Source organism: Altererythrobacter sp. GH1-8, assembly GCF_043702085.1.
GTDB lineage: Bacteria > Pseudomonadota > Alphaproteobacteria > Sphingomonadales > Sphingomonadaceae > Erythrobacter.
The window spans coordinates 1,011,136-1,035,987 of the sequence record NZ_CP171690.1; the positions used below are offsets into that span (position 1 = coordinate 1,011,136).

The window sequence follows — 24,852 nt, forward strand, 5'->3', positions numbered from 1 at the left end:
GGGATTGTATCGATGTCTAAATTCAAGGTTTCAGCAGATATTGGCGGGACATTCACCGATATAGTCGTGGAAGACGACAAAGGTGACGTTCGCATCGGGAAAGTGCCGACGACAAAGGAGAATCCGGCACTGGGCGTGTTGCAGGGTATCGGTCAGCTTGTCGGCGATCCTTCGGAGATAGACTTCTTTGTCCATGGGACCACGGTTGGCCTAAACGCCTTCCTCGAACGCCGCGGGGCCAAGACCATGCTCGTCATGACCGGAGGGGTGAGCGACACTTACACCATCGCCCGCGGCCATCGTGAGGAGCTCTACAAACTGCACTATCGCAAACCGGAACAATTGGTGCCGCGCCGCAATGTCCACGAAGTGAGCGAGCGGCTCGCATGGGACGGCTCTATCATCACAGAAATGGCCGAGGAGGATTTCGAGCCGATCATTGAGAAAGCGCGCACCGAAGGGTTCGAAGCGATCGCAGTGTGTTTCCTCCATGCCTACACCAATCCGGCCCACGAGTTGCGTGCTCGAGAGATACTTAAGGCTGCGCTTCCCAATATTTCGGTGTCGCTCTCGCATCAGGTCGCACCTGAATGGCGCGAAGTTGAACGTGCGTCTTCGACTGTCATGGACGCCTATGTCGCGCCAGTGGTCGAGCTTTATCTCAACACGCTCAAGGCCGAACTGGCCGAGTCGGGAATGCAAAAGACCGTCCACGTCATGGGATCAAGCGGAGGGGTGATGACTGACCGCCTTGCCAAGGAACGGCCGATTGCTACGCTGATGTCGGGGCCTGTTGGGGGCAGTATCGGGGGCTGTGAGCTGGCCAAGCGCACGGGCCTCAAGAACCTGCTTTGCGTCGACATGGGCGGGACGTCGTTTGACCTCAGCCTGGTGATTGATGGCCAGCCAGAGATGACATCGGAAACGGTACTTGAAGGCCTCCCGCTGCTGATGTCGATCGTCAGCATTGATACCGTGGGAGCTGGCGGTGGTTCGATTGCCTGGGTCGAAGCCGGCGGGCTGCGGGTTGGCCCCCAAAGCGCTGGCTCTTATCCCGGCCCGGTCAGCTATTCGCGCGGTGGCACTGAGCCGACGGTCACGGATGCGAACCTCTTCCTCGGACGATTGGGCGACGATTCCCTGCTTGATGGCAAGATGAAGCTCGACAGCGAAGCGACGTGTAAGGCGATGACTGAGCTTGGCGCAAGGATCGGCCTCACGGACCGGGAGCTTGCGGAAGGGATCCTTGCCATCAGCAATGCCAAGATGGCGGATGCGATGCGGACGATTACTGTCGGGCAAGGCATTGACCCGCGCGAGTTCACTTTGGTTGCATTCGGCGGCGCGGGGCCAATGCACGCCGTCGAACTCGCCCGGGAACTCGACATGGCGCAAATCCTGATCCCACGGTTCCCGGGGACGTTCTCCGCCTGGGGTATGCTGCAAAGCGATATTCGCCATGACCTTATGGCGAGCCATATCGGCCTGATGAGCACGCTCGACAACCAGGAGCTTGACACATCGTTTGCAGAGCTTGAGCGGCAAGGCCGCGAGAAGTTGCTGGAAGAGAACGTTGCACAAGGTGCAATGGCATTCGCACGCTCTGTGGACCTGCGCTATCAGGGGCAGGAATATTCTATCAACGTTCCGATCGAGCAAGGCGATGATGTTGCCGGAATCCTCAAACGGTTCCATGCTCTTTACGAGCGCCGCTACGGCCATTCGCAGCCTGATTCTGAAACCGAGATCATCAGCCTTCGCCTCGCTGCTACAGGCAGTTTTGAGCATGGGGGGGCAACCGCTTTCAAGCCTGAAGCTGGCGAACCGCAAGTGGGCACCCGCGACGTCATTTTTGACGGGGAGACCCACCGGACACCTATTGTCAAGCGCGCTCGACTTACGCCGGGCAACCCGATTTCCAGCCCAGCTATTGTTGAGGAAGAGAGTGCCACGACCGTGGTTCCTCCGGGCTATACAATTTCGATCGACACATTCGGCAACATGCTCGTTTCGGCAGGAGAAAGCGCATGACCAGCAATGGCCAACACACCAACCCGGTTACGACCGAGATCATTCGCAATGCCTTCAATGCGATCGCTGAGGATATGAACGCCTCATTGATCCGCAGCGCATTCACGCCGATCATCTACGAAGGCAAGGATTGCGCAGTCGGTCTGCTCGATGAGAACGGCGATGTCCTGGGGCAATCTCTCGGCTTACCGCTGTTTCTCGGTAATCTCTCGCTGTGTGTCCAGATCATCGCTGAGATGAAGGGTTGGGATTATTATGAGGAGGGAGATGTAATTCTTCTCAATGACTCATACATTGCCGGCACCCACCTCAACGATATAACAGTTATCATGCCGATCTTTCACGGAGGCGAGCGGATCGGTTTCGCAACGTCGCGTGCCCACTGGCTGGATGTCGGCGCAAAGGATGCTGGCTCACCCACCGATGCCTCGGAGATTTACCAGGAGGGGATGCGCTGGCCGCCGACCAAGGTCTATCGCCGTGGTGAAGCACAGCAAGACATCCTCAATTTCATGAAAGCGAACAGCCGGTTTGGCGATGCGCTGATCGGGGATCTCCATGCCCAGATCGCTGCCGGCCGCACTGGTGAGATGCGCATGAGAGGTCTGATCGAGCGGTTTGGCTATGAGACGGTAAAGGCGGCGCGTGACGATATCTTCGCGCAATCTTCCGAGCTTGAACGGCAAGCAATCGCTGCCATCCCCGACGGTGAATACACCGCGGAAGGCGCGCTCGACAATGACGGGATTTCAAATGAGCCCGTGCCGGTCAAACTGACCGTCCGCGTTTCGGGCGAGATAATGGAGATGGACCTTACAGGATCGGCCAAACAAACAGTCGGCGGGGTCAATTGCGGCTATACCCAGACAGTTTCAGCCCTGCGGGTCGCATTCAAGTTGCTGATCAATCCCGAACGCCCAGTCGATGGCGGCACCTTCAACGCTTTGAAGGTTATCGCACCGGAAGGCAGCATCTTTCATGCGCAGGAGCCGGCAGCGTGTTCGTGGTACTTCTCTTCACTCGGCATGCTAATCGACATGGTGGTCAAGGCGCTTTCCCCGGCCTTGCCTGAACGTGCCGCTGCAGCCCACTACGGTGATTCGATGGTGACGATCTTCAGCGGCAATGACGCGCGCAACGACGGCGCCTTTTTTGTCGCCGTCGAGGCCAATTGCGGCGGATGGGGCGCGTGGAACGGTGGGGACGGTCAGGATTGCCTAATCAACAACGTTAACGGCAGCTTTCGTGATTACCCGATCGAAGTGTTCGAGCATCGCTATCCAATGCGGATCTCCAAATACGGGATCAGGAAGGATAGCGGCGGCGAGGGAGAATTCCGAGGCGGTAATGGAAGCTACCGCGAGTACCATCTTGACGGGGACACGACCCTTTCGCTCTGGTTCGAGCGTTCCGTTACGCGGCCCTGGGGCCTGTCTGGTGGGGCAGAAGGGTTGGGTCCCAAGGTGGAAATCATTGCACCCGATGGCACTGCAAGGGATGATTTGCTCAAGACCAACGCCCTGGCGCTAAAGGCGGGCACTGTCGTAAAGGTTGCGACGGGCGGCGGAGGCGGCTTCGGCGATCCGGCTAAGCGCAGCGCAGAACGCCGTCAGCGCGACCGCGAAAACGCCTTCGTAAGTTAGAACTACCACCTACACTTGAATTGCCGCTTGTTAGAGGCTGGAGCGATCGCCGACAATGCGCTCCGGTGAGCTGTGACGCGTTGTGAACAACGTAATGGGAATCATGTCTGAGATCTGTCCTTGCCAGCCGTTCGCGAACTTCGCCCCGCCGATCAGCGAACCAACGCCGCTTCGCCTCGCGATTACCTCGGCCTATCGTCGGTCGGAGGATGAGGCGGTAAAGCCGCTTATCGAGGCGGGGAGGGTCAGCGATGAGCAGCGGGCGGCAATTTCCGCCATGGCGCGGAATCTTGTTTCCCGCCTAAGGCAAAAGGGGCAGCGCGGCGGCGTCGAGGAACTGGTGGCGGAGTTTTCGCTATCCAGCGAGGAAGGCGTCGCACTGATGTGCCTTGCAGAAGCGCTGCTGCGTGTGCCGGACAATGCGACGCGCGACGCTCTGATCCGTGACAAGATCGCTGGCGGCGACTGGCGCAGCCATTTGGGCGGCGACCGCTCGATCTTCGTCAACGCAGCAAGCTGGGGCCTGGTGATCTCGGGCAAGCTGGTGAGCCCGGTCCAGGAAGACAGTCTGGGGGCATCACTGACTGGCCTCATCCGCCGGGCGGGCGAGCCTGTGATTCGCTCAGGAGTCCACTTGGCGATGGAGATGATGGGCGAACAGTTCGTTACCGGCGAGACAATCCAGGAAGCGTTGAAACGCGCGCGTGAACAGGAAACCAAGGGCTTTGCCTATAGCTATGACATGCTCGGCGAAGCGGCGATGACCATGCGCGACGCAGAACGCTACTATGCGGATTACGAGCGCGCGATCCATGCGATCGGCGAAGCTGCAAAGGGGCGCGGCATCTATTCCGGGCCGGGCATTTCGATCAAGCTCAGCGCACTGCACCCGCGTTATGCCCGTGCGCAGGCGGGCCGTGTGATGAACGAATTGCTCCCAAGGGTGCGTGAGCTTGCCGTGTTATCCAAGGCCTATGATATCGGTCTGAACATCGATGCCGAGGAAGCCGACCGGCTGGAGATTTCGCTCGATATCCTTGAGGCACTGGCACTAGATCCTCAGCTTGCCGGATGGAACGGGCTCGGCTTCGTCGTCCAGGCCTATGGCAAGCGCTGCCCTTTCGTTATCGACTGGATTGTCGATCTCGCGCAGCGCAGTGGCCACCGCATCATGGTGCGGCTGGTAAAGGGCGCGTATTGGGACAGCGAGATCAAGCGCGCGCAAGTGGAAGGCCTGCCGGGCTTTCCGGTGTTCACGCGCAAGGTCCATACCGACGTTAGCTACATTGCCTGTGCGAAGAAGTTGCTCGCCGCCCGAGAACATGTCTTCCCGCAGTTCGCAACACACAACGCCCAGACGCTAGCTACGATCTATCACATGGCAGGGTCCGAATTCGCGCTGGGCGATTACGAGTTCCAATGCCTCCACGGTATGGGCGAGGCCTTGTACGAAGAAGTGGTGGGCAAGCAGAAGCTCGATCGGCCTTGCCGGATCTACGCGCCGGTCGGAACACATGAGACTCTGCTTGCCTACCTGGTACGGCGGCTACTGGAGAATGGGGCAAACTCGTCGTTCGTCAACCGGATCTGGGATGAGCAGGTCGCGGTCGAGGAACTCGCGCGCGATCCCGTCGCGGAGGCCGAGGCGATCGAGCCAGTCGGCTCGACCCACCCGCTGATCAAGCTCCCGTGCGAGCTTTATCCGGCCCGCACGAATTCGCGCGGCCTCGACCTGACGGACGAGAGCGTGCTCGCCCGGTTGTCCGAGGCGCTGGTGCAAAGCGTGCGAGCCGAATGGTGTGCTGCACCGCTCATCCTGGGCCTTCAGGCCACCCGAAAGGCCGACGATGTAATCAACCCTGCCGATCATCGCGACGTGGTGGGGACAGCGGAAAATGCTCTGCCGCGCGATGCGCAACTGGCGGCGAGAAATGCGGCGGAGGCATTCTCCGCATGGGCCGTGACGCCGGTCGAAGATCGCGCACATTGCCTTGAACGAGCCGCCGATTTGCTCGAGAGCCGGATGGAGGAACTGCTTGGGCTCATCATGCGCGAGGCAGGCAAGTCCGCCCCCAATGCTATCGCTGAAGTGCGCGAAGCGGTCGATTTTCTGCGCTATTACGCGAAGGAAGCGTGCGAGGGTCTATCTGGTGCGCAAGCCCTTGGGCCGATGGTCTGCATCAGTCCGTGGAATTTCCCTCTGGCGATCTTCACCGGTCAAGTTGCCGCAGCACTTGTCGCAGGCAACCCCGTACTCGCCAAGCCGGCGGAAGAAACCCCGCTGATCGCGTCACAAGCGATCGCCATCCTGCACGAAGCGGGCGTTCCCGAAGATGTGCTCCAGCTCGTCACAGGCGCGGGCGAAATCGGCGCCACGCTGGTGGCTGCGCCGGAAACTTGCGGCGTGATATTCACCGGCTCGACCGAAGTTGCCAAGCTGATCCAGCGCCAGCTCGCAAAGCGAACGCTTGCCGATGGATCGCCGATCCCGCTCATCGCGGAGACCGGCGGGCAGAATGCGATGGTGGTCGACAGCTCCGCTCTGCCTGAGCAAGTGGTCCGGGACGTCATCGCCAGCGCCTTCGACAGTGCGGGCCAGCGCTGCTCGGCGCTGCGGATCCTGTGCGTGCAGGAGGATATCGCGGATGACTTGCTCGCGATGTTGCGCGGCGCTCTCGCCGAACTACGGGTCGGTTCGACCGACGAACTGCGTACCGATGTCGGCCCTGTGATCAGCGAGGATGCGCAGCGCACAATCAATGCGCATATTGAAGCCATGCGCGCGAAAGGTCACGCGGTCGAGCAGCTGGAGCTTGGCGAGGAAACCCGGCACGGGACTTTTGTTGCGCCGACCATCATCACCATCGATACAATCGACCAGCTTGGCCGCGAGGTGTTCGGGCCGGTGTTGCATGTCCTGCGCTACGACCGGCGCGACCTTCCCGAAGTGCTGCGCCAGATCAAGGCGACCGGCTATGGCCTGACATTCGGCATTCACAGCCGGATCGACGAGACCGTCGCATCGGTGACCGCCCAGGCGCCGGTCGGCAATATCTACGTCAATCGCAATGTGATCGGAGCGATCGTCGGGGTTCAGCCCTTTGGCGGTCGCGGGCTGTCGGGTACGGGCCCCAAGGCTGGCGGGCCGCTTTACCTTGGACGGATGGTGAAGGTGGCAGCAACGCTTGCACCGCCGCTCGGCCAGCCGGTCGAGCTTCCCGGCCCCGTCGGAGAGCGCAACCTCTACATGGTTCATCCGCGTGGACGGGTGCTGCTCCTTTCGGCAAGCCTGGCCGGGCTTGATGCGCAGCTTGCCGCGGTTAATCGCACAGGCAATACGCCCGTGCTGCCCCGTAGTGCCCGCGCTCTGGCTGATCAGCTCGGTCCCGATGTCTTCGCCCGGATCGAGTGGGTCCAGGATTGGCAGGCAGAGCCGCCTTTCGCACATGTCTTAATTGAGGAAACCTGCGGCGACGTCACCGCAATCCTCGCTGCGATTGCCGCAAAGAACGGTCCTATCCCGATAGTCCAACTCGGTGGAAATGGCAGGCCCTATCGGACTGACTGGATGCTAGAGGAGGTTTCCACTTCGATCGACACTACCGCAGCGGGAGGTAATGCGAGCCTTATGGCGGTAGCATAGTGGACTCAAGCGGCGGCATTTAAGCCAATTACCGACGGTCCGCTAACGACCCAGCTTACGTCATCCCTTTACTGCCCAAGGCAGTGTGGAAGCACTTCAGCTCAAGTGCCGCAAGAGAACTCGAGAAAACAGGAATTATCTAGGTTCTCGCCAAGCGGGCTACCCGCAGATTTTATAATCCTCGGTGCGTGAGGCGCAATTTCAAGTCCTCACTCCATAGGAGGATTTTATGAAGCTAATCGACATCTCGTACAGCTTGGGGTGCTATCTTTTCGGAGTTGCGTCTCTCGCCGGGTTGATCCTTTTCGTGGGCGATATCTATCTGCCCTGGACGATCAATGCCCCATCACCTTTGTCGCCCCAGTTCGAAGGGACGACTGCAATTGTCGCAAATCTTGGGCTGGTCACAGTTTGGAGCCTGCAACATTCGGTGATGGCCGATCCCAGGTTCAAGAGGGCCTGGACCAGGATTGTCTCCGCCCATCTTGAGCGCAGCACCTATGTCCTCTTCGTTGGGCTTTTCACATTCGGCATGATGGCTCTTTGGTCGCCGCTGCCCGGCGTTCTCTGGGATGTCAGTGGGTCTGCACTGGGCTCCGTGCTGACGGTGGCCTACCTTGTCGGTTGGGTAATCACATTGATCTCGACCTTCCTGATCAACCATTTCCATCTGTTCGGCCTCCAGCAAGCATTCACGGGTGGCGGTCGCGATATCGCAGCTGGGGTAAGGTTCGTCACACCACTGTTCTACAAGCTTGTCCGTCATCCTATGATGACCGGCGTCCTGATCGCGCTGTGGTCGGTGCCGACGCTGACGGTAGGACGTCTGACCTTCAATCTCGTGATGAGTGCTTACATCCTGCTTGGCACGCGCCACGAGGAAAAGTCGCTCGTCGCGGATCTAGGCGAGGAATATGAAGATTACCGCAAGACGACTCCAATGCTGATCCCCACAGGACGGAAGGTAGCGCAGAAATGAGCGTCAAGAATGCCAAGGGACAATGCGGCTGTGGGTCTGTGCGCTTCGAAGTTGCGCAGCAACCGTTCGCCATCCATGCCTGCCATTGTTCATATTGCCAGCGAGAAACAGGGGCAGCATTTGCTCACAACGCTCTGGTGGAACCGCAGGCTGTCAAGCTTGTCGCAGGCGAGGTCGAAACGGTCGAAACACCGACTCAGTCCGGAAAGGCTCAGAGGATTGTTCGCTGCAAACAATGCCGAACGCCCGTCTGGGGGCATTACGCCTCTTTCGGAGATCGCGCTTGTTTCGTTCGGGTCGGCGCGATGGAGAAGCCTACCGACTTCCCGCCCGATGTTCACATCTTTGCCGCATCAAAGCCTGACTGGCTTTCGCTCGAGGGGCGTGTGCCGATTTTTCGAGGCATCTATACCGGAGAAGACATCGCCGAACTTTTCGGGGCGCAACGCAGCCTGCGCTGGTGGCAAGCATATACCGGCGCGCATCCGTAGGAATTGAAAGCCTGATTTTCGCTCACCCGCGCAACCAGGGAAATCGGCGGTCGGAATGACCTCGCAAATTATCTGCGGGTTTGTCTCGACCGTCGAACATTTGCCCACCTGCTGTGCTACAATCCGAGCTTGTCCAAGGTTTTTCTGAGTGAGGAATTTCGTTCGGGGTCACGCAAGTCATAGTGTTCGAGGAACTCACGACTGCCGAATGTCTTGCTGCGGTTCCGAACTTGCTGGAGCGCCATCGCTGCCTTCTCGTGCTCTCCCGAATGAGAATAGATCACAGCAGCAATCGCGAAAACGTAGAGATGCGCGTTTGGCGATCGCATTGATTTTTCTGCGAACTTCTGCGCCGCCGGCATGTCATCGCTAATGTAGGCTGCCATGGCCCGGGTGCCGAGCATCGATTGGAGATGCGGATCGATCGGGCTATGCGAGATCGCGTTCTCAACCTTCTCTGCTGCGGTTTGGCCGTCGCATAGCACGGTATTCAGCAGCGCATGGTTATAGAGTCCAAAGGCCGAGTTGGGGTTGAGATGTAGCGACCGCTCAATCCAGGACAGGCCTTCCTCGACATCGCCCTGGAGCCATTTTGCCCGGCTCAGCATCAGAGCGCAAAATGGATCTAGCGGGTCGAGTTCGACTGCCATCTCAGCATGCTTCACAGCAAGCGACTTGTGGTAATTCGGGTCGTCGCCGAATAGTTGGAAATGGTTCTGGAACTCTGTGTATGAGAGCGCTGCATGAGCCCTGGCGAAGCCCGGGTCGTGCTCTAATGCGGCAAAGAGCTGATGCTGTGCCAGTCCATTGTCAGCGCCGCTATAGCGATACATGTGACGCATGCCCAAGTGGAATCTCTCCCAGGCATCGAGGTTCTCGGTAGGAGTAAGCCTCAGTCGGTCGGCTTCTATTTGCGGAATTCTCAGCTCTATCGAATTGACCAGGGTGCGGGCTATCTCTTCGCGCATTTCAAAGAGCCCATCGACATGGCCACCAAACTGTTCCGACCAAACTATTGCGCTTGAGCGGACATCGCTGAGCGCGACCGTCGCCGAGACATTTCGTCCCCGCACCTCGACCATGCCATGGACTGCGTATGTCGCGCCGATGCTCTTTAGCAGCTGATCCGGGTCTTCAGCGCTGGACCGCAGCTGGAAGGTCGAACCCCGCGCCAGAACCTTGAGCCAGCGCAGGCGCGAAAGTGTCGTGATCAGCTCTGCTGGAAGCGCCTCTGCAATCGGAGATTGTGCAGGGTCCAAACCAATGAGCTGGAAGGGCAGGATGGCAATACTCGGCTGGCCACCATTCTCGGCGGAGTTTGGCTGCGGCGGATTATCGCCAGCATCGGCGACGATGGCGGAGCTCTTGTCGTGCAAGACCTCGTGATCGGCAACAAACCGAAACCCAACGCCATGCAAGGTCTTGATCACGCGCTGCTGCGTCCCGTCGTCATTGAGCGCCTGCCGCGCCAATCGGATACAGCTGCTCAGAGCGGCCTCCGAGATGATCCGGCCATCCCAGATCTTGTCGATGATTTCGTCTTTGGAGATAACGCGGTCGGAATTGCGAACGAGGAGCTCCACAAGGTCGAAGACCTGAGGCTGTATCGGCCGCGCCGAGCCTTCCTCCCGCACTTCACGCCGTGCGGTATCGATTTCAAGATTGCCAACCTGAACGATCATGTCTGTGACTTATGGCACGATCGCCTGTCAAAGAAACTACGAGTTGGTCATGCTCGGGCGGAAAACAGGAATTATCTGGATTTCCTCCACCAGGTCGACAAGCAAGCCGTCACGACCACCGGTAAAAACCTTTCTTGTGAGGCACCTTCAACGCCCACCCAAATGAAAGGATACCGAGATGAATTACAAGACCACCACCTTTGCAGCTCTTGCTGCCGCAATGCTGCTTTCGACCCCGGTCAGTGCCGCTGATTCCGTGATCGAATTCTCTGCGGAAGCGAGTGAGTTCGCAACCGAAGCAGGTACTAAGCGCGTGCTCAAGCGCATTCGTGTGACCAGCAACGTCGCGTGTCCCGCTTCGGCGATCATGCCGCATCGCCTCGTCCGCGAGTGCCGGCAGGAACTTCGGCATGAACTGATCACCAAGATCAACCAGCAACTCAATGACAGGCGGTTCGTTCAGCTTGCGGTTGCCTCCGGATTGCTTCACGCAAGCTAGCATGGATAGGGGCTCATAGCTCTCTATGCAGGGAGGCAATTCTCGCGGTCGCTCATTCATGAAGGGCTGATCTCTACTTGAGATCAGCCCTTCAATGAGTCTGAATAAAAGCAAGACTACGTCGGTCACGGCCGTTGACACCGGGACGAGCATTGCGCTCGCAAATGCCGGCTGGAAGCTCGACTGCCTATGGCCCGCTATTCCAAATCTCGTAGCCGAAACAGAACATTTCGCTATCGGCCCAGAGAGGGACGGCAAACTGGCTATGCTGGATGTCCGCTTTCCACCCCATTAGCTGCCGGTAATTGGCTCCAGGCGGCATCCTGATAGCCGACTGGCCGCTTTGCCCCTCGACGAGCTGATAGCGGCTGGTCAGCTAACGACCCAATTGCAGACATTCTGCTTCTTTATGGTAATTTGAGACCTCCAGTTCGGGAGAAGTCAGTGGCGAAGGACAAGATCAAGGGGCCGTTAGGGCCAATTATGCTAACGCTTCTTGTCGGCGTTGCGATATTCATGGTCTTTGTGACGCAGTCTCCAGACTTGGCCTTACAGTTCAGAAGACCGGAAAGCTTCTATGACAACATGTTTGGAAAGGTCGGCATCGCATTACTCTTTGCGGTTGTCGTGTCCGGCATTGTCGCGTTCGTTCGAAGCCTTCTGAAATAGTCCCATTAAGTGAGCCCGAGTAGTCTGCCTGGTAGTGGACAGACCGCTTCGCCGTCGAGCGAAACGAGAAAAGCCGGCAGTCTGCTAACGACCCAATTGCGGTCAGCCCTTATTTATGCCTTCTTCGATAAGGTCTTCGAAGAATAGACCAAGCAATCCATGACGCGAGGACACTCCAGACTTCGAGTAAACCGAAGTAAGCTGTGCCCTTACAGTGCCTTCGGTGACATTGCGCAATTTCGCTATTTCCTCAACCTCGCAACCTTTCAGGGCAAACAGCGCAACCTCTGCTTCGGCTTCGCTCAATCTCCACTGTTGAAACCGTACACCTATAAGGTCTGCAACAGCGCCGCGCGCAACGAGTAGGGTTTCAGCATCACGTCGCGCCTGCTCGATCATTCGCTTCGCTTGCCATGCACCAAGTACGACACCTGCAATCAAAGCGAAGGCGATGATGACTTCGCTGATGATGTGAAGACCCAATTCTCCCGATGAAACGTCCACGACAGCATCGGCGAGGAAGAAAATCGCCGCTACCGCCTGAACGACCACGATAGCAGCGACCATCATAATGTGACGGTCGCTACGAGGCGTGTCTTGGATTACCTTCTTGCTCACTTGCCTCTCGGTAGCATGGAAGTGACTGTCCGATTGCCACTGCGCATCGTTTCAAACGCTACGCCAACGATATGCAGGAATATGAGCAGGTAAAGGAAATTTACCGCAGCCTCGTGCACTTCCTCAAATACTTCCTCAGCTTCGTCTTCTTCGGAATCGCGTTCTTCATACCTCTCTTCATAGTGCCCAACGGACTCATGCTCGCTTTCCCGCACAATCTCTCGAAGGCTTACCGGATATTCGACTGTTGGCGGCGGTCCAGCCATTGCGATGCCGCTGGCTATGATAACGCCAAGGCAAGCCCAGACGGCATAGGCCATAAGAGCACCCAGTGGGTTGTGAGAAATATGCTTCTCCTTCTTGTTAGCGAGAATGTCGCCAATGTGAGCCATTGCCCGGCGAGGACTTGGTGGAAATGACGTAAAGCGCGCTGAAGCAGGCCCAACAAATCCCCAAAAGATCCTGAGAGCGACCAATGCAGCCAGGAAATAGCCCGCATAAATATGAGCGATTGATCCTTCTCCCACTATGAGGGCGTTCCAGATTACAACGCCGACGATCCCCCAATGCGTGATTTTCACGATCGGATCCCATCGACTATTTCCAATGTATTGCTGTTCCATCTCTTATCTCCGCTCGGCAAGGCGATGAGATAAGCTGGTGCTGTATCGAGCAAGTGTCTATTGGACTGCTGCTTAATGAGCGCGTTTAAGCGTGCGCTTATGATTTCGATTGAAACTGCATTCGGCTTCCCATCAATTCCGCTCTGGCTGCTCAGCCAACAACTGCGCCAAATGCTTGGCCAACCGCGGCCGTCATCGCCATTGCGATGGCGCCCCATAGACTTACCCGCCAGATCGCTGGTCCCAGAGGCGCACCTCCAGCTTTCGCGCCCAAAGCCCCCAAGATAGCGAGGCAGACAATCGAAATTATCGCAACAACTGGGATCAGTAAGTTCGTAGGCGTAAAAGGTACGACGAGTAGCGGGGGTGCTGCTCCGACGGTGAAAGTTAGCGCTGATGCAAACGCCGCCTGTAAAGGCTTCGCTGCTGTAATTTCGGAGATCCCCAGTTCATCGCGCGCATGCGCTGCTAAAGCGTCGCGCTCAATCATTTGCTTGGCAACTGCGAGAGCGGTTTCGGGCTCAACGCCTCGCTCTTCATATATTCCTGCTAGCTCTTTAAGTTCAAAATCCGGCTGTTCCGCTAGTTCCCTGCGTTCCCGATCAAGATCGGCTTTCTCAGTGTCGGATTGCGAGCTGACAGACACATATTCTCCAGCTGCCATCGACATAGCGCCTGCGATCAAAGCTGCCATCCCTGCTATAAGAACACTGCTGCGGTCTCCATCGGCTGCTGCAACACCAACAATTAGACTGGCAGTGGAAACTATCCCATCATTGGCTCCCATCACGGCGGCGCGAAGCCATCCTATGCGAGAGGATGCATGTGTCTCAACATGTCTATGTAGTCGGCTCATCAGCTAGGCTCCCGCAGTATCTCCCCAATAAATCTAGCGCTTTCAGAGCGGCTTGGCGATTATGCTTTTGGTTCTCAGCTCTTTGATCAGTGTGCTATCCTAATTCGGGCTGCATGTGCGTTCATCTTTCGCTCTCAGCCGATAAATGGAGGAAGCCAATGGCTTATTATATGGCGGCGACTTTGCCATTATCATTCGACGAAGCGATGCGACAGGCCGAAGCAGCGCTACAAGCAGAAGGATTCGGTGTAATCTCCCGGATCGACATGCAGGCCGCGTTTAAGTCGAAAATTGGCATCGACTTTCGACCATATATAATCTTGGGGGCTTGCAACCCAAAACTGGCGTATGAAGCACTTCAGATTGAGGACAAGGTGGGGACGATGCTTCCCTGCAACGTTGTCGTTCAACAAGTCGACCCTCAGCATACCGAGGTTGCGGCGGTTGACCCCGTCGCGTCCATGCAGGCGATCGACTCCGCCGATCTTAGCCAAGCTGCAGGCAAAGTAAGATCCAAACTTGCTCGGGTCATAGAAACGCTGAAGGCATAAATTTCTATCACCAAGTGACCAAAAAGATGGGAGGTCCGCTTTCCACCCCATAAGCGGTCAGGCTTCAGCTTGTTGGCTAGGCCAAGACCGGACTGACAGCTTTGCCACGCATTCTGACAAAAGCAGACCGGCTGGTTACGACCCAATTGCGGACCTACAGCTGATGGTCAGCGCAATTAATGGTCTTGGCTTCTGCAAGCTGAGCATCAAGAATTTGCTGAGCAGTCAAAACGGCCGTTGGAGCATTTCCACATGTGACATCCGCACCAACGTAGTCGCATAGTTTAGGTCTATCTCGGAATATTGGACCACCCACCATTATCCCTACGCGTCGATTGACCGACTTCTCTCGTATTTTTCTGATTAACCGCCCGAGCGGTTCTAGCTGACCCTCAGAACCCGCACTTAAGCCAACGAGAGCAAACCATTTGTCATTTACACGTTCGACAACTGACTTGGGTTCGCCGGAGAGGTCGGACTGAACCTGCCATCCTGCTGCGGCAAAGAATTGCTCTAATGTTGTCGCACCGAGGGAGTGTTGATTGCCAGGCGCTAGAGCGACGAGAAGATCGCGCTTACTCGCCAGATCAGGAAGCGAATGCGTTCGGCTGAAAATCGAAAGCAAATGTTGAAGGCGACCTACGCCGATTGTCACGTCGATGAAGTCACACTCGTCGCGTTCCCATAGCTCTCCCAAGAGTCTTGCTGTCGGCCCAAAGAGTTCCAAATAAACAGTTTCAACTGGCAGACCTAAATCGCGCAAGGCTGCAACGTAGGCGATAGAGGCTTCCAAATCGTCTCCCAAGAGAATCTCAGCAAACTCCTCTAGGTCGCCTTCCTTCGGAATTGAGCGCTCATCAACGTCAACGCTTGGAGTTACTTCTTCAGCGAGCCTCGAATGTAACTGGATCAGCCGCGGTATGACATCTCTTGATATAAAGCTGGCAAGCTTGGCTTGACGATCTGCAATATCCGCGCGCTCGCGTATCTCCCGAGAATAGAATATCTCCTCGGCTTGGATCAGCTCATCTTCGACGTGCAACGAAGCTCGACCTTCGCCCCTAAGCGCCACCATCCCCTGTCTCTCCCAACGCAAGGCTAACAATGAGAGACCAATAGATCAATCGAAACGCCATTTAGGTGATCAAAGGGTGGTTGTGATTGCGCCCGCTTTCCCACCCCATGAGCGGCCAAATTCCTGCCACGCAGCGCGGCCTGAGAGCCAACTGTCGGTTAATCGTGCGTGATGCTTGAAAGCGGACCAGCCGCTAACGACCCACAAGCAGATAGTAGCTAAGGGGGCCTTCGGGTCCACAACGGCAGGCAACCCTATGGCCACCTTGCCGTCACAAAGCGGCTCGAAGCCTTAGGCTGCGCCTTTTTTCCAGCGGCAATTGGCTGCAAGCAAAATCTTCGCCAAGCACCGAGTCCTATGCATTGAGTCAATTGCGAAGTTAGGTTTCACGTCTCTTCGTCAACGGCGTCTGCAGCTGACTCTAGATCATCGCCGACGCCCCGCACCGTATTACAAGCAGTCAAAGTGAAGGCGAAAATTAACGTGAATAGGGCGTAAGTTACTTGCCTAAGCATGATAAATTCCTTTCTGAAAAAGCAAAATATATATATGCAGCATTTTATCCATCATCAGCAAAATTAAAAATTGCGTCGAATGGGTGTATGTTTAGTAATTTATAATAAAAAAAAGATATAAAAATTTGAAGTTCTCTCTTTTATATCAAATAATCGGATGCTATTATTGATCTGGACCAAACCGTTCTGGCCATTGATGTCTCTTGGGGTTAGATTTCAAGTAGAAATCAGGCAATAGTCGTCTCCCGCAAGGCGAGAGTTTCTTAGCGGATAGAACCGCGACGTACGAGATTGACGATCGCTAGCAAAATCACTGCGCCGGCGAGCGATACTAGGAAGGATGTTACTGTCAAAGGCGCATTGTTGATTTCTCCGCGCCCCAGAATTAGTCCACCTACCGCGGCACCAATGACACCTACTACGACATTGAGGATGATACCTTGTTGAGCGTCGGTTCGCATGATCAAGCTCGCAAGCCAACCTACGACGCCGCCGATGACTAACCAAATGATAATTCCCATCACAAATCTCTTTCCTTGTTAATTTTGGGCTATTTGATCTGCAGATCGCCAAGCCAATCCCAAAGAATGGGTCCTTCGGGAGAGGAGGATGATCTTTGGGGGCACCTTCGAGATTTAGGATGTTCTTAAATGCCGTCGACAACATAGGTTAGGAAGCAGTCGGATTTGCGGTCTTTGGCTGATAATTTGCCGAATCCGCTCTTGCTCTGATCGATCGAAGGCCGGGTATCGAATGGGGCCCTGCGTAACGTCAGCTTTTAAGCTATGGGCTGGCTTTGTTCGCCGTCGGGTTTTCAAATGAGAGCGGAGTCCGACCTGGCTCTTGGCTCGACGCAAGCGAACTGACAGCCGTCGATCCTAATGCGGTCATTGGATAGTTTTAATGGCGCCAGTGCAGGCTAGCCATCGTCGCAAACCAGTTTGAGAAACGAAAGGATCGAGCTCGTTACCGATCCCCGCTTCATTTCCAACGAAAGGTTAACTCATGTTGTCGACCCCCTTAGTCAGGCGGCTACAACACAATGGCGACCCGAAGGACAATACCCTCCCCTCAAGCTGAACGCTTGGGGGATTGTCCTCTTCTGTAGCCCTGCTCGCAAGGGCGGGGCTACTTTTTATCGGTGAGTTACCGGGCCGAAACCGCCGGAAATAAGGAATTCACAATGACAAATTATGGCAAGATCAAGAGCTACGACAGCAGCAGCGGCACCGGCGCGATCACCCCCGACAAGGGTGGTGACGCACTTCGCTTCAAGAAGGCGGACCTGCAGCAGGAAGGGCAGATACCCAAGGTCGATCAGCGTTTCAGCTACGAAACGAGCGAAGTCGACGGCGGCAAGAAGCATGCCGTGAACCTGCAGATGGAACAGGGTCAGCGCGAACAGGCTGAAAAGCAGCAAGGCTAGCCCTAGATTTGCTCGGGGGTCAAATACCGCCACAAGGCCCCCGAGCATACCCTCGATGCAAACTAGCCAGAAGGGCTAGGATCATGGAACTCGATGAGAAACTAAATTTCCACCAAGCTGCCGCTGTTAAGGCTAGGCTGAACGGCCAAAAGAGTGAACGCCAACTGCACTGGGATCAGATAATGCGTTGTGCGAAGCGATTGCGTGAGCTGCGTCGGTGCGTGGCTGAAACTTCCAGAATGTCAGATGCCTGAAATGGAACTCGACAAACTACTACGTGCCCATGAAGTCGAGGTGAAGAAGGTGAGCGCGGCTAAAGACGGCGAAGAGCGTCGTCACCATTTGCACCAGGTCGCATCTTGCGCCGGGCAAATCAGCAAAGCTCGATCTGCTCGGGGTGGAGCGATCATTCGCCCGCAAGCCTCGCCAGTTTCAGTCAACTGTGATGCTGGCACAAGGGACGCATCGTTAGCTCCGGTTGATTCTCATCCTTCGTGGGACAATGAAGGAGGTGCGATTGCACGGGCAGCCGTTCGAGTGCCCGACAAAGCGCCCTTAGAAATCCCTGCACGCTATTTTGTCGGAGCCGAAGAATATTCCGACGTCACGCTGGCAGTCGAGGCGCATGCAAAACAAAAGATCGACAAGGATCGTTAGCAGAGCTCGACACCGCAAGGCTGGGTTCAATCTATCGAACTGGATCTGGGCATCGTGCCCTTCATCAATGCCGCCATCCCAACTCAGCCTAAGGAATATGCAATGACCCAGCTATCCCAAGTAGCGATTTTCGCAATTGGCACACTTTTGCTTGGCGCCTGCGCCAGCTCTAAGGACGCGCCTCTCGATACCGGTGAGCTCATCACTCAGCGTGGCGATAGGATCAGTGGTTACGGCAGTGCGTGGTCAGCAGGCCAACAGAACGTAGCAAATGGCGAGAAGATGGTTAGAATGAGCACCAAAAGCCTCGAGAATGCGCAAGAGCGGCTCAAAAACGCTCAGGAGGCACTGTCAGAGGCCGAGGCCAAAGTACGGTCGGCTGAGGCAGACAAGGCCGCAGGCCAGATGCTGATAGCCCAGGGCAACCAGGAAATGCTTCGAGCCGAAGAGGATTACACGGCAGCCAGACAAGAGCCGAGACCCGACCGATCAGCGAGGCCAAGGTGAGAATGTCTTCATTTGACAGAATTTGAAGATCTCGGGCGGGTCAGTCGTCCCTTGGCCATAGCGCTAATCTCGTCAGGCGACCACCCGCATGCGGCGATGCAGATAGTTTTCATCGAAGCCCGCAATTTGAACAAGCTTGGTTGGGTCTGTAATCACAAGACTGCCTCGTTCTAACGTCATCGCCCCGCTGAGCCGCAGCTCCTTCAGCACTCGGTTGAGATGGACCGGCGTCATCCCAAGCGCATCGGCCAGCAATACTTGCGAAACCGGCAGGATGAAGTGGTGGTCAAAGGTGAGCCCGATGTTGCGCGACCTTAGATACAGTTCGCACATCAGGTGCGCGACGCGCTCGATGCTGGTGCGACGGCCCATACTGGTAATCCATGAACGCATCGTCCCTTCATCAACCAGCTGCGCAATATACATCGCCCGGGCTATCCTGGGGTGTCGCTCCATGAGCAAGTCCATTGCGTCTCGATCAACGGTAGCCACCAGCGCAGGTGTGATGACCTGGATGCTGTGATCCATCTCGTCCAGCAGTCCGATGTGCAGGTCGCAGCAATCGCCAGGCATCAAGAATGCCATCACCTGGCGAGCACCATTCGGCAGAATCTTATATCGGCACGCCCAACCTTCCAGGACAATGAACACCGGACCAGGGCGGTCACCTTCACGTATCAGATCAGTTCTTGCGGAAATTTTCTTGGCGTTCGAGGTGGCCAACAAGAGCGCGTCTTCGTCTTCTGACGACAGATCGGCAAAGTTGCACAGCTTCTCGATGAACCGGTTGGGCATTTAGTGGTTATCCCACAGGTAATACAAAATAGATATTGATGTTTATTAATATCAAATATTGATATAAATTGTGGCGCGCGCGATGCAGGTCGTCTACGCATAGGCCATCGTCAGATCATTTCGAGGCTGCGGCGACTGGGAGATTTAAAGGCTCTCGCCCTCTCTGGAGTGACTGCCATCACCGATATCTACAATGATAACAATCCTCTACCTACGCCCATGGCTGAGCAAAACGGTGAGCCTCACGGAAGAGTAGCTATGCTACTCGCCGAAAGCCTTATCCATGGGTTGATAGCCAGATCGGTCTTGAGCATTGCAGACGCCATCGAAATTGTGGGCATTGCCGCCGAGGTCGTGTCGGAGACTGGCATCGAAAGAGGCGACACCGAAGAAACCATGGCCAGGTCACTGGCAATCCTGGAGGCGATCGGTGCAAGCTTAGCCATCGATATGACAGCAAATCGAGACTGAAAGTGCCCCTGCCACCCTCCTAACGGCCATCACTTAATGTGCAGTCATTAGAATGAGTCTATCTATCTGACTTTTGACCACGTGTTGACGCACCGGCCTGCCACTTCTCCCATCTTAGAAACTTTGAAAGCAAGCTCAGGCCTTCCCCTTTTTGGCCCATCTGAAGTGCCTCTTCCCTACTCAACTGGCGTGCCTTGCGGTCATATTTGTTGGCATCTTCGCGCAATTGCCGGGCTAACCCGCTGTCAGAATTACCCGACGCAAGTTGCCGTGCATCATGGGCCAATTGGAAGAGGTGTGAGGAATCTCTAATCTCAGTCATTCAGTCTAACCTCGTGTTACACCACGGTAGTGCGAACTAAGGCGATGCGCTGTAAAGGGGTCGATCTAGCCAATACTTCGGCTCTAGCCTTTGATTTCGCATCAGGCAGGCTAAGTCCGGCAAGCCAATGGCGCTCTGTCGCCAACTCAACAACTTCGGCCAAAACTTCGTGATCTTGTGTCATTGATGTTTTCCTTCTCACTCTCACTGGCGGGAGCGACCGAAAAATTCACCGCCACAACAGCCCTGTCGTTTCAACCAGTTCGACAGCATCGGACAACTCAAGAAACATCTGACTTCAAGATGAAAGAGTGTCCTATTGATCGCCCAACAGCCGTAGCGTGGCAGCGAGTTCGGTCGACAACATAGGTTGGGAACCGGTCGGATTTGCCCTTTGTTGGAAGTCCTGACGCAGCATGTTGCTGGTCATCGATCCAAAACTGCGCGGCCCATCAGGATAATCGATGTTCGCTTGCACTCTATCGCTGACAAATCTCAGATTTGATTCTTTGGCCAGCGGCCAACTTTCCGATTTGATGCTCGCTATACCGAATACAGGCAGCCCAGCAATCACCTCTAGCGGTCTTTGGATAGTTCTGATGGCGCCAGTGCAGGCTAGCCATCGTCACAAACCAGTTTGAGAAACGAAAGGATCGATTTCGTCAACGATCCCCGCGTCGGTTCCGACTAAAGGTTAATCCATGTTGTCGAGCGCATTTGTCAGGTGGCTACAACACAATCGCGACCCGAAGGACAATATCCAATCCTCTATTGTCCTCTCTTGTAGCCCTGCCCGCAAGGGCGGGGCTACCTTTTGCGGCGAGTTACGGACCGGGGACTTCTGTGCAACATTACCGGCTCTACCTCAAAACAAGAGCTGGCTTATTTCCATAAGGAGCCCAAAGATGGGCCTCGGCCAACAGTCAGACGCTGTCATTCTCTCATGGTTGGGTTTTTGTGTAGTGGCAATCGTCCTGGGGATGAGGCTCCTTTTGCTTGTGTTCTTTAAATGGCGGAAGAAACGCCGCCAATTGCTGCACCCAAAGGCTCGAAGGCGGTCTGGTCATTGGAAAGACTAAGTACCTGCCTTCCATCCGAACAGCAGTAGAAAAATACTCTTATTTATTTCTTGGACTATCTCAGTATTTCGAACATCGGATCAAATATTAGGGGCTTCTGCATGGGATTCATTTTAGCAATGAAGCTCATCTTCTCCGCGCTGTTCCTCTCTGGGTGCGGTAGCGCTCCTTCGATGCCCGCGGCCAGCCCGTTTGACCAAGTCGTCGAACAGACAGCATCGGTGAACCCAATCCCGGAAGACAAGCTGCGCGCCGCTGCAAGTGATCCGGTAACTCGCCAATTTTATGAAGCCAATGGATGGCATGCGGTTTGGTCCATTGCGGCAACAAAGGCTTTCCGGCGCAGCCTTGGCGAACGTGCTCGCCATGGGCTCGATCATTTGTCCTATTTGGCAACTCCAGACGCATCATTCAGCACCGCACGGCGCGAAATCCTGCTGACGCACGCGGCGCTAAGCTATTCCGCAGCGTTGGCTCAAGGTCAGGCCGACCCGACCCAACTGCACAAAATCTATACACTCTCCCGACCGCAGATCGCGCTTAATCAGCCACTCAAAGAGGCGCTCGCGGCAGGAAATCTGGAAACCTGGCTTGAAAGTCTGGCACCGCAGGATGCCGTTTATACGCGCCTTTCCAAAGCCTATCTCAGCGCGCAATGGGAGGCCAAGAACGCCGATCAAGCGATAATCGCCGCTGGCGTAATCCATGTGGGGGATACCGACCGCCGCGTTCCAGCCATCGTCAAGGCGCTGATCGCTGGAGGATATCTTACCGCACAGGATACGACATTCTCATCCTCTAACCCCAAATCCCTGCCGGCTGATGCTGCACTTTACACCCGGGGGATTGCAAACGGCGTCATGGAATTGCAGCGCAGCTTTGGGATCGAAGAAGACGGTATAATTGGCCCTGACACACTCGAATTGCTCAATGTCCGACCAGGCGACCAAGCAAAAGCGCTCGCTGTTGCGCTCGAACGGCTCCGTTGGCTTACGCGCACACCACCTGCCACGCGGATCGACGTCAACACAGCTGATGCGCAGCTTTACTATTATCGCAACGGCGAGCTTGTTGACAATCGTCGGGTGATTGTTGGGCTGCCTGGCAACGAAACACCACAGTTACTCGCCCCAATCTTCCGTCTAGTCGCCAATCCGACATGGACGATCCCGAAATCGATCCAGCATGGTGAGATGGCAGGCGTAAGCAACTCGTATCTGCGTCGGCACAACATGGTTCGCCGGAACGGATGGATCATTCAGCTTTCAGGGCCGAGCAACGCCCTTGGCCTGGTCAAATTCGACATGCGAAACGATCAGGCGATATTTCTCCACGACACCTCGGCGCCGCTACTATTCGGTCGCAGTCAGCGCCATCTAAGCCATGGCTGCGTTCGGGTTGAGAATGCAGAGGACCTTGCGAAGCTGATCGCCGAGGACGAGGGAATCGGCGACAAGTGGCAACAAGCGCGCGGTTCCAGCAGGCAAATATTCGTCGATCTGCCAAGTCAAATACCGGTGCGCTTGCTTTACCAGAACGTCTTCGTCGATCGCACCGGCGAGGTTGCTTTCCGCACCGATCCCTATGGTTGGAACGCACCGATCGCCAGTGCACTTGGTTTCAAAGAGGTTTCTAGGGCCAAAGCGATGGGCGAAGTGGTTGATATCGGGCCTTGACTAGCAGCCTGGATGTTCGAACGTCCGCTTACCACCCCATAAGCGGTCAGGCCTCAGCTTGATGAGCTAGGCCAAGACCGGACTGACAGCTTTGCCACGCATTTTGACAAAAACAGACAGTCTCCTAACGACCCAAAGGCAGTCACAGCCAATCCAAGCGAGCGGGAAGCTCGATTTGCATTGCGGCGAGCGTCTTCTATGGTGGCCGCTCATCATTCAATCGTGAACGCTGTTCGGCTTCGTTACCGAGCGACAAGAGCGTTTGCCTTGCCCTTCAGCTAGCGGAAACATCAGACCAGCATATGGCGTCAACTTCAGATCATCCGATTGAACCACCCATTATAGACTTGCCGATCGAAACGCATGATCGCGGCTTTTATGACGGGTTCAGCCGCGAAGTATCGATTCCCGGCAAGATCATCGTCTCGCTGCTGATCATGTGGGCGATCTTTTTTCCGGTCAGTGCCAGTGAAACCTTGAGCGCAGCCAATGCCAATATCATTTCGAGCTTCCGCAACTGGTATGTCTACCTTGTTGCATTGCTGATGGTTGTCGCGCTGGTGCTAGCGATCATGCCGCAATCGGGCAGTTTGAGGATCGGCGGACCGGGAGAGAAACCCGAATTCTCGCGCTTCTCATGGTTTGCCATGCTGTTTGGTGCAGGGATCGGCATCGGCATGCTAACCTATTCAATCGGAGAGCCTCTGTCCCACTTCTCCAACAGTCCCGAGATCATCCGTGGGGCAGTTGAAGCTCGTTCGGCTGAAGCCGTGCGACCTGCCTATGTCTACACCTTCCTGCATTGGGGCTTTGCAGCATGGGCGACATACGCGCTGGTCGGCCTTGCAATCGGTTATGTGTCCTATCGCCGCAACTTGCCGCTGACGATCCGGTCCGCGCTGGTCCCCCTGTTTGGGCAGCGCATGTCGGGCATGGCCGGTCATGTGGTCGATGTGGTTGCAGTGGTGGCGACTATCCTGGGGGTGGCTGTTACAATGGGCCTTGGGGTCGAGCAATTCGTGGCCGGGCTCTACCGGGTCGGCATGGGCGAATGGTTGTTGAATGATGGCGGGACGGCCAGCGTGGCGGCGATCGTTCTTGCTCTGCTGCTGCTTGTTGGTGCTTCAACGCTGAGCGCATTGTCTGGAGTTGGCCGCGGGATCAAATGGCTTTCAAACCTGAATATGGGCCTGTCCTTCTTCTTGCTGGCACTGTTCTTGCTGGTGGGTTCGGGAGTTTATGCCATGGAATTGCTGGCGACCGGGCTGTTCGATTATCTTCGCACATTGCCTGCCCTGTCGCTGACCTTGTTCAGCGGCGATGGCACTGCCATCGGCGAACAATTGCAGCAATGGCAGCTTGATTGGACAGTGTTCTACTGGGCGTGGTGGATCGCCTTTGCGCCCTTTGTCGGCATGTTTATTGCCCGAGTTTCGCGGGGGCGCACGGTCCGCGAGTATGTGCTGGGAGTGATACTGGTCCCTTCGCTGATGTGCTTTGCCTGGATGGCCATTTTGGGCGGAACTGCGATTGATCTAGAGCTAAGCGGCGCAGCACAAGGCGCGATTGTGAATACCGGTATTTCGGACCAGCTCTATGCAACGCTGGCTGTGCTGCTCAACCCGACGATGGCCTTTGCGGTTTCGATTGTCGTTGTGGTCCTGCTGATGACCTATCTTGTCACTTCGGCAGATAGCGCAATCCTGATCGTCAATACGATCAATGGCGCCGGAGATGACGAAGGGAAGCGTCGCTATCACATCCTGTTCTGGGGGGCGGCACTGGCGTTCATGGTGGGCAGCATGCTTGTGCTCGGAGGAATAGAAGCGATCCGCATCACTATGATCATTGGAGCCCTGCCGTTCTCATTCGTGCTGGCACTGATGGCTGTGGCGATCGTCAAGGCGATCATCTTCGACCTGATACGTAAGCGGCATGGCGTGCCGACAACTGCCGAAGCCTGCGAGCAGTGGGCCCGGTAGAAGTAAACAAGCCCACCAGAACTTACTTGGAATCCAGTCCCCGCAAGTATCATATACAATAT

The 24,852-nt window shown here is 55.9% G+C and carries 22 protein-coding genes; 14 read left to right on the forward strand and 8 right to left on the reverse strand.

Going from position 1 to position 24,852, the window contains the following annotated elements; translation table 11 throughout:
• Positions 1–12 precede the first annotated feature (12 nt).
• The 5 genes from ACG9DO_RS04965 to ACG9DO_RS04985 all read left to right on the forward strand — a co-directional run bounded on the left by ACG9DO_RS04965 (position 13) and on the right by ACG9DO_RS04985 (position 8,787).
• Complete coding sequence (locus ACG9DO_RS04965) at positions 13–2,031, forward strand: hydantoinase/oxoprolinase family protein (protein ID WP_394730616.1); 2,019 nt, start codon at positions 13–15, stop codon at positions 2,029–2,031.
• On the forward strand, positions 2,028–3,674 hold the full coding sequence (locus ACG9DO_RS04970) for a hydantoinase B/oxoprolinase family protein (protein WP_394730617.1): 1,647 nt from the start codon (positions 2,028–2,030) through the stop codon (positions 3,672–3,674). Before ACG9DO_RS04965 ends, ACG9DO_RS04970 begins: the two co-directional genes overlap by 4 nt.
• A gap of 94 nt (positions 3,675–3,768) precedes the next feature.
• A complete protein-coding gene (gene putA, locus ACG9DO_RS04975; RefSeq protein ID WP_394730618.1) occupies positions 3,769–7,317 on the forward strand; it encodes a bifunctional proline dehydrogenase/L-glutamate gamma-semialdehyde dehydrogenase PutA in 3,549 nt (1,182 codons plus the stop codon).
• Between the two features lie 229 nt (positions 7,318–7,546).
• Positions 7,547–8,296, forward strand: coding sequence for a methyltransferase family protein (locus ACG9DO_RS04980; RefSeq protein ID WP_394730619.1), 750 nt, complete (start codon positions 7,547–7,549; stop codon positions 8,294–8,296).
• Complete coding sequence (locus tag ACG9DO_RS04985; protein WP_394730620.1) at positions 8,293–8,787, forward strand: GFA family protein; 495 nt, start codon at positions 8,293–8,295, stop codon at positions 8,785–8,787. Before ACG9DO_RS04980 ends, ACG9DO_RS04985 begins: the two co-directional genes overlap by 4 nt.
• Positions 8,788–8,903: 116 nt before the next feature.
• Here the strand turns inward: ACG9DO_RS04985 and ACG9DO_RS04990 are convergent, their stop codons facing one another.
• On the reverse strand, positions 8,904–10,469 hold the full coding sequence (locus ACG9DO_RS04990) for a winged helix-turn-helix domain-containing tetratricopeptide repeat protein (protein WP_394730621.1): 1,566 nt from the start codon (positions 10,467–10,469) through the stop codon (positions 8,904–8,906).
• A gap of 178 nt (positions 10,470–10,647) precedes the next feature.
• Between ACG9DO_RS04990 and ACG9DO_RS04995 the strand changes: the two genes are divergently transcribed.
• Together ACG9DO_RS04995 and ACG9DO_RS05000 are read left to right on the forward strand one after the other, a co-directional pair.
• Entirely contained in the window at positions 10,648–10,968 is a 321-nt protein-coding gene (locus ACG9DO_RS04995) for a UrcA family protein (RefSeq protein ID WP_394730622.1), read from the forward strand.
• Positions 10,969–11,412: 444 nt separating this feature from the next.
• Entirely contained in the window at positions 11,413–11,637 is a 225-nt protein-coding gene (locus ACG9DO_RS05000; protein ID WP_394727030.1) for a hypothetical protein, read from the forward strand.
• A 102-nt stretch (positions 11,638–11,739) separates the two neighbouring features.
• Here the strand turns inward: ACG9DO_RS05000 and ACG9DO_RS05005 are convergent, their stop codons facing one another.
• The 3 genes from ACG9DO_RS05005 to ACG9DO_RS05015 all read right to left on the reverse strand — a co-directional run bounded on the left by ACG9DO_RS05005 (position 11,740) and on the right by ACG9DO_RS05015 (position 13,734).
• Positions 11,740–12,255, reverse strand: a complete 516-nt coding sequence (locus ACG9DO_RS05005; RefSeq protein WP_394730623.1) for a helix-turn-helix transcriptional regulator — start codon at positions 12,253–12,255, stop codon at positions 11,740–11,742.
• On the reverse strand, positions 12,252–12,878 hold the full coding sequence (locus ACG9DO_RS05010; RefSeq protein WP_394730624.1) for a cytochrome b/b6 domain-containing protein: 627 nt from the start codon (positions 12,876–12,878) through the stop codon (positions 12,252–12,254). Before ACG9DO_RS05010 ends, ACG9DO_RS05005 begins: the two co-directional genes overlap by 4 nt.
• A 151-nt stretch (positions 12,879–13,029) precedes the next feature.
• Positions 13,030–13,734, reverse strand: coding sequence for a VIT family protein (locus ACG9DO_RS05015; protein ID WP_394730625.1), 705 nt, complete (start codon positions 13,732–13,734; stop codon positions 13,030–13,032).
• Between the two features lie 158 nt (positions 13,735–13,892).
• On the opposite strand from ACG9DO_RS05015, the gene ACG9DO_RS05020 reads away from it, so the two are divergent.
• Positions 13,893–14,285 (forward strand): DUF302 domain-containing protein, encoded by a 393-nt coding sequence (locus ACG9DO_RS05020; protein ID WP_394730626.1) that lies wholly within the window; start codon positions 13,893–13,895, stop codon positions 14,283–14,285.
• A 154-nt stretch (positions 14,286–14,439) separates the two neighbouring features.
• On the opposite strand, the gene ACG9DO_RS05025 is transcribed toward ACG9DO_RS05020, so the two are convergent.
• Positions 14,440–15,327 carry a B12-binding domain-containing protein gene (locus ACG9DO_RS05025; RefSeq protein WP_394730627.1) on the reverse strand — a complete coding sequence of 296 codons (888 nt, stop codon included), beginning with the start codon at positions 15,325–15,327 and terminating at the stop codon, positions 14,440–14,442.
• Between the two features lie 811 nt (positions 15,328–16,138).
• On the reverse strand, positions 16,139–16,396 hold the full coding sequence (locus ACG9DO_RS05030; RefSeq protein ID WP_394730628.1) for a GlsB/YeaQ/YmgE family stress response membrane protein: 258 nt from the start codon (positions 16,394–16,396) through the stop codon (positions 16,139–16,141).
• Positions 16,397–17,058: 662 nt separating this feature from the next.
• Here ACG9DO_RS05030 and ACG9DO_RS05035 point away from each other — a divergent pair.
• The 3 genes from ACG9DO_RS05035 to ACG9DO_RS05045 all read left to right on the forward strand — a co-directional run bounded on the left by ACG9DO_RS05035 (position 17,059) and on the right by ACG9DO_RS05045 (position 18,465).
• Positions 17,059–17,301 carry a cold-shock protein gene (locus tag ACG9DO_RS05035; RefSeq protein WP_394730629.1) on the forward strand — a complete coding sequence of 81 codons (243 nt, stop codon included), beginning with the start codon at positions 17,059–17,061 and terminating at the stop codon, positions 17,299–17,301.
• 255 nt (positions 17,302–17,556) lie between these two features.
• Positions 17,557–17,958 (forward strand): hypothetical protein, encoded by a 402-nt coding sequence (locus tag ACG9DO_RS05040; RefSeq protein WP_394730630.1) that lies wholly within the window; start codon positions 17,557–17,559, stop codon positions 17,956–17,958.
• A gap of 291 nt (positions 17,959–18,249) precedes the next feature.
• Positions 18,250–18,465 (forward strand): hypothetical protein, encoded by a 216-nt coding sequence (locus tag ACG9DO_RS05045; RefSeq protein ID WP_394730631.1) that lies wholly within the window; start codon positions 18,250–18,252, stop codon positions 18,463–18,465.
• A 72-nt stretch (positions 18,466–18,537) separates the two neighbouring features.
• Here ACG9DO_RS05045 and ACG9DO_RS05050 read toward each other — a convergent pair whose 3' ends face one another.
• Entirely contained in the window at positions 18,538–19,260 is a 723-nt protein-coding gene (locus ACG9DO_RS05050; protein ID WP_394730632.1) for a Crp/Fnr family transcriptional regulator, read from the reverse strand.
• Between the two features lie 258 nt (positions 19,261–19,518).
• On the opposite strand from ACG9DO_RS05050, the gene ACG9DO_RS05055 reads away from it, so the two are divergent.
• The gene (locus ACG9DO_RS05055; protein ID WP_394730633.1) at positions 19,519–19,731 is read left to right on the forward strand and encodes a hypothetical protein; all 213 of its coding nucleotides are present in this window, start codon (positions 19,519–19,521) and stop codon (positions 19,729–19,731) included.
• A 338-nt stretch (positions 19,732–20,069) separates the two neighbouring features.
• On the opposite strand, the gene ACG9DO_RS05060 is transcribed toward ACG9DO_RS05055, so the two are convergent.
• Complete coding sequence (locus ACG9DO_RS05060) at positions 20,070–20,237, reverse strand: hypothetical protein (protein WP_394730634.1); 168 nt, start codon at positions 20,235–20,237, stop codon at positions 20,070–20,072.
• 996 nt (positions 20,238–21,233) lie between these two features.
• Here ACG9DO_RS05060 and ACG9DO_RS05065 point away from each other — a divergent pair.
• Both ACG9DO_RS05065 and ACG9DO_RS05070 read left to right on the forward strand, forming a co-directional pair.
• A complete protein-coding gene (locus ACG9DO_RS05065; RefSeq protein ID WP_394730635.1) occupies positions 21,234–22,808 on the forward strand; it encodes a L,D-transpeptidase family protein in 1,575 nt (524 codons plus the stop codon).
• 302 nt (positions 22,809–23,110) lie between these two features.
• Entirely contained in the window at positions 23,111–24,790 is a 1,680-nt protein-coding gene (locus tag ACG9DO_RS05070; protein WP_394730636.1) for a BCCT family transporter, read from the forward strand.
• Positions 24,791–24,852 lie beyond the last annotated feature (62 nt).

What these genes read in the sequence shown, in the direction of transcription:
- ACG9DO_RS04970 (WP_394730617.1), top strand. Translation starts at nt 2,028, where the DNA reads ATGACCAGCAATGGCCAACACACCAACCCGGTTACGACCGAGATCATT.
- ACG9DO_RS05050 (WP_394730632.1), bottom strand. Translation starts at nt 19,260, where the DNA reads ATGCCCAACCGGTTCATCGAGAAGCTGTGCAACTTTGCCGATCTGTCG.
- ACG9DO_RS05020 (WP_394730626.1), top strand. Translation starts at nt 13,893, where the DNA reads ATGGCTTATTATATGGCGGCGACTTTGCCATTATCATTCGACGAAGCG.
- ACG9DO_RS05045 (WP_394730631.1), top strand. Translation starts at nt 18,250, where the DNA reads ATGAGCACCAAAAGCCTCGAGAATGCGCAAGAGCGGCTCAAAAACGCT.
- ACG9DO_RS04980 (WP_394730619.1), top strand. Translation starts at nt 7,547, where the DNA reads ATGAAGCTAATCGACATCTCGTACAGCTTGGGGTGCTATCTTTTCGGA.
- ACG9DO_RS05035 (WP_394730629.1), top strand. Translation starts at nt 17,059, where the DNA reads ATGACAAATTATGGCAAGATCAAGAGCTACGACAGCAGCAGCGGCACC.
- ACG9DO_RS05065 (WP_394730635.1), top strand. Translation starts at nt 21,234, where the DNA reads ATGGGATTCATTTTAGCAATGAAGCTCATCTTCTCCGCGCTGTTCCTC.
- ACG9DO_RS04985 (WP_394730620.1), top strand. Translation starts at nt 8,293, where the DNA reads ATGAGCGTCAAGAATGCCAAGGGACAATGCGGCTGTGGGTCTGTGCGC.
- putA (WP_394730618.1), top strand. Translation starts at nt 3,769, where the DNA reads ATGGGAATCATGTCTGAGATCTGTCCTTGCCAGCCGTTCGCGAACTTC.
- ACG9DO_RS05015 (WP_394730625.1), bottom strand. Translation starts at nt 13,734, where the DNA reads ATGAGCCGACTACATAGACATGTTGAGACACATGCATCCTCTCGCATA.
- ACG9DO_RS04990 (WP_394730621.1), bottom strand. Translation starts at nt 10,469, where the DNA reads ATGATCGTTCAGGTTGGCAATCTTGAAATCGATACCGCACGGCGTGAA.
- ACG9DO_RS05070 (WP_394730636.1), top strand. Translation starts at nt 23,111, where the DNA reads ATGGCGTCAACTTCAGATCATCCGATTGAACCACCCATTATAGACTTG.
- ACG9DO_RS05060 (WP_394730634.1), bottom strand. Translation starts at nt 20,237, where the DNA reads ATGACACAAGATCACGAAGTTTTGGCCGAAGTTGTTGAGTTGGCGACA.
- ACG9DO_RS04995 (WP_394730622.1), top strand. Translation starts at nt 10,648, where the DNA reads ATGAATTACAAGACCACCACCTTTGCAGCTCTTGCTGCCGCAATGCTG.
- ACG9DO_RS05030 (WP_394730628.1), bottom strand. Translation starts at nt 16,396, where the DNA reads ATGGGAATTATCATTTGGTTAGTCATCGGCGGCGTCGTAGGTTGGCTT.
- ACG9DO_RS05040 (WP_394730630.1), top strand. Translation starts at nt 17,557, where the DNA reads ATGGAACTCGACAAACTACTACGTGCCCATGAAGTCGAGGTGAAGAAG.
- ACG9DO_RS04965 (WP_394730616.1), top strand. Translation starts at nt 13, where the DNA reads ATGTCTAAATTCAAGGTTTCAGCAGATATTGGCGGGACATTCACCGAT.
- ACG9DO_RS05010 (WP_394730624.1), bottom strand. Translation starts at nt 12,878, where the DNA reads ATGGAACAGCAATACATTGGAAATAGTCGATGGGATCCGATCGTGAAA.
- ACG9DO_RS05055 (WP_394730633.1), top strand. Translation starts at nt 19,519, where the DNA reads ATGCTACTCGCCGAAAGCCTTATCCATGGGTTGATAGCCAGATCGGTC.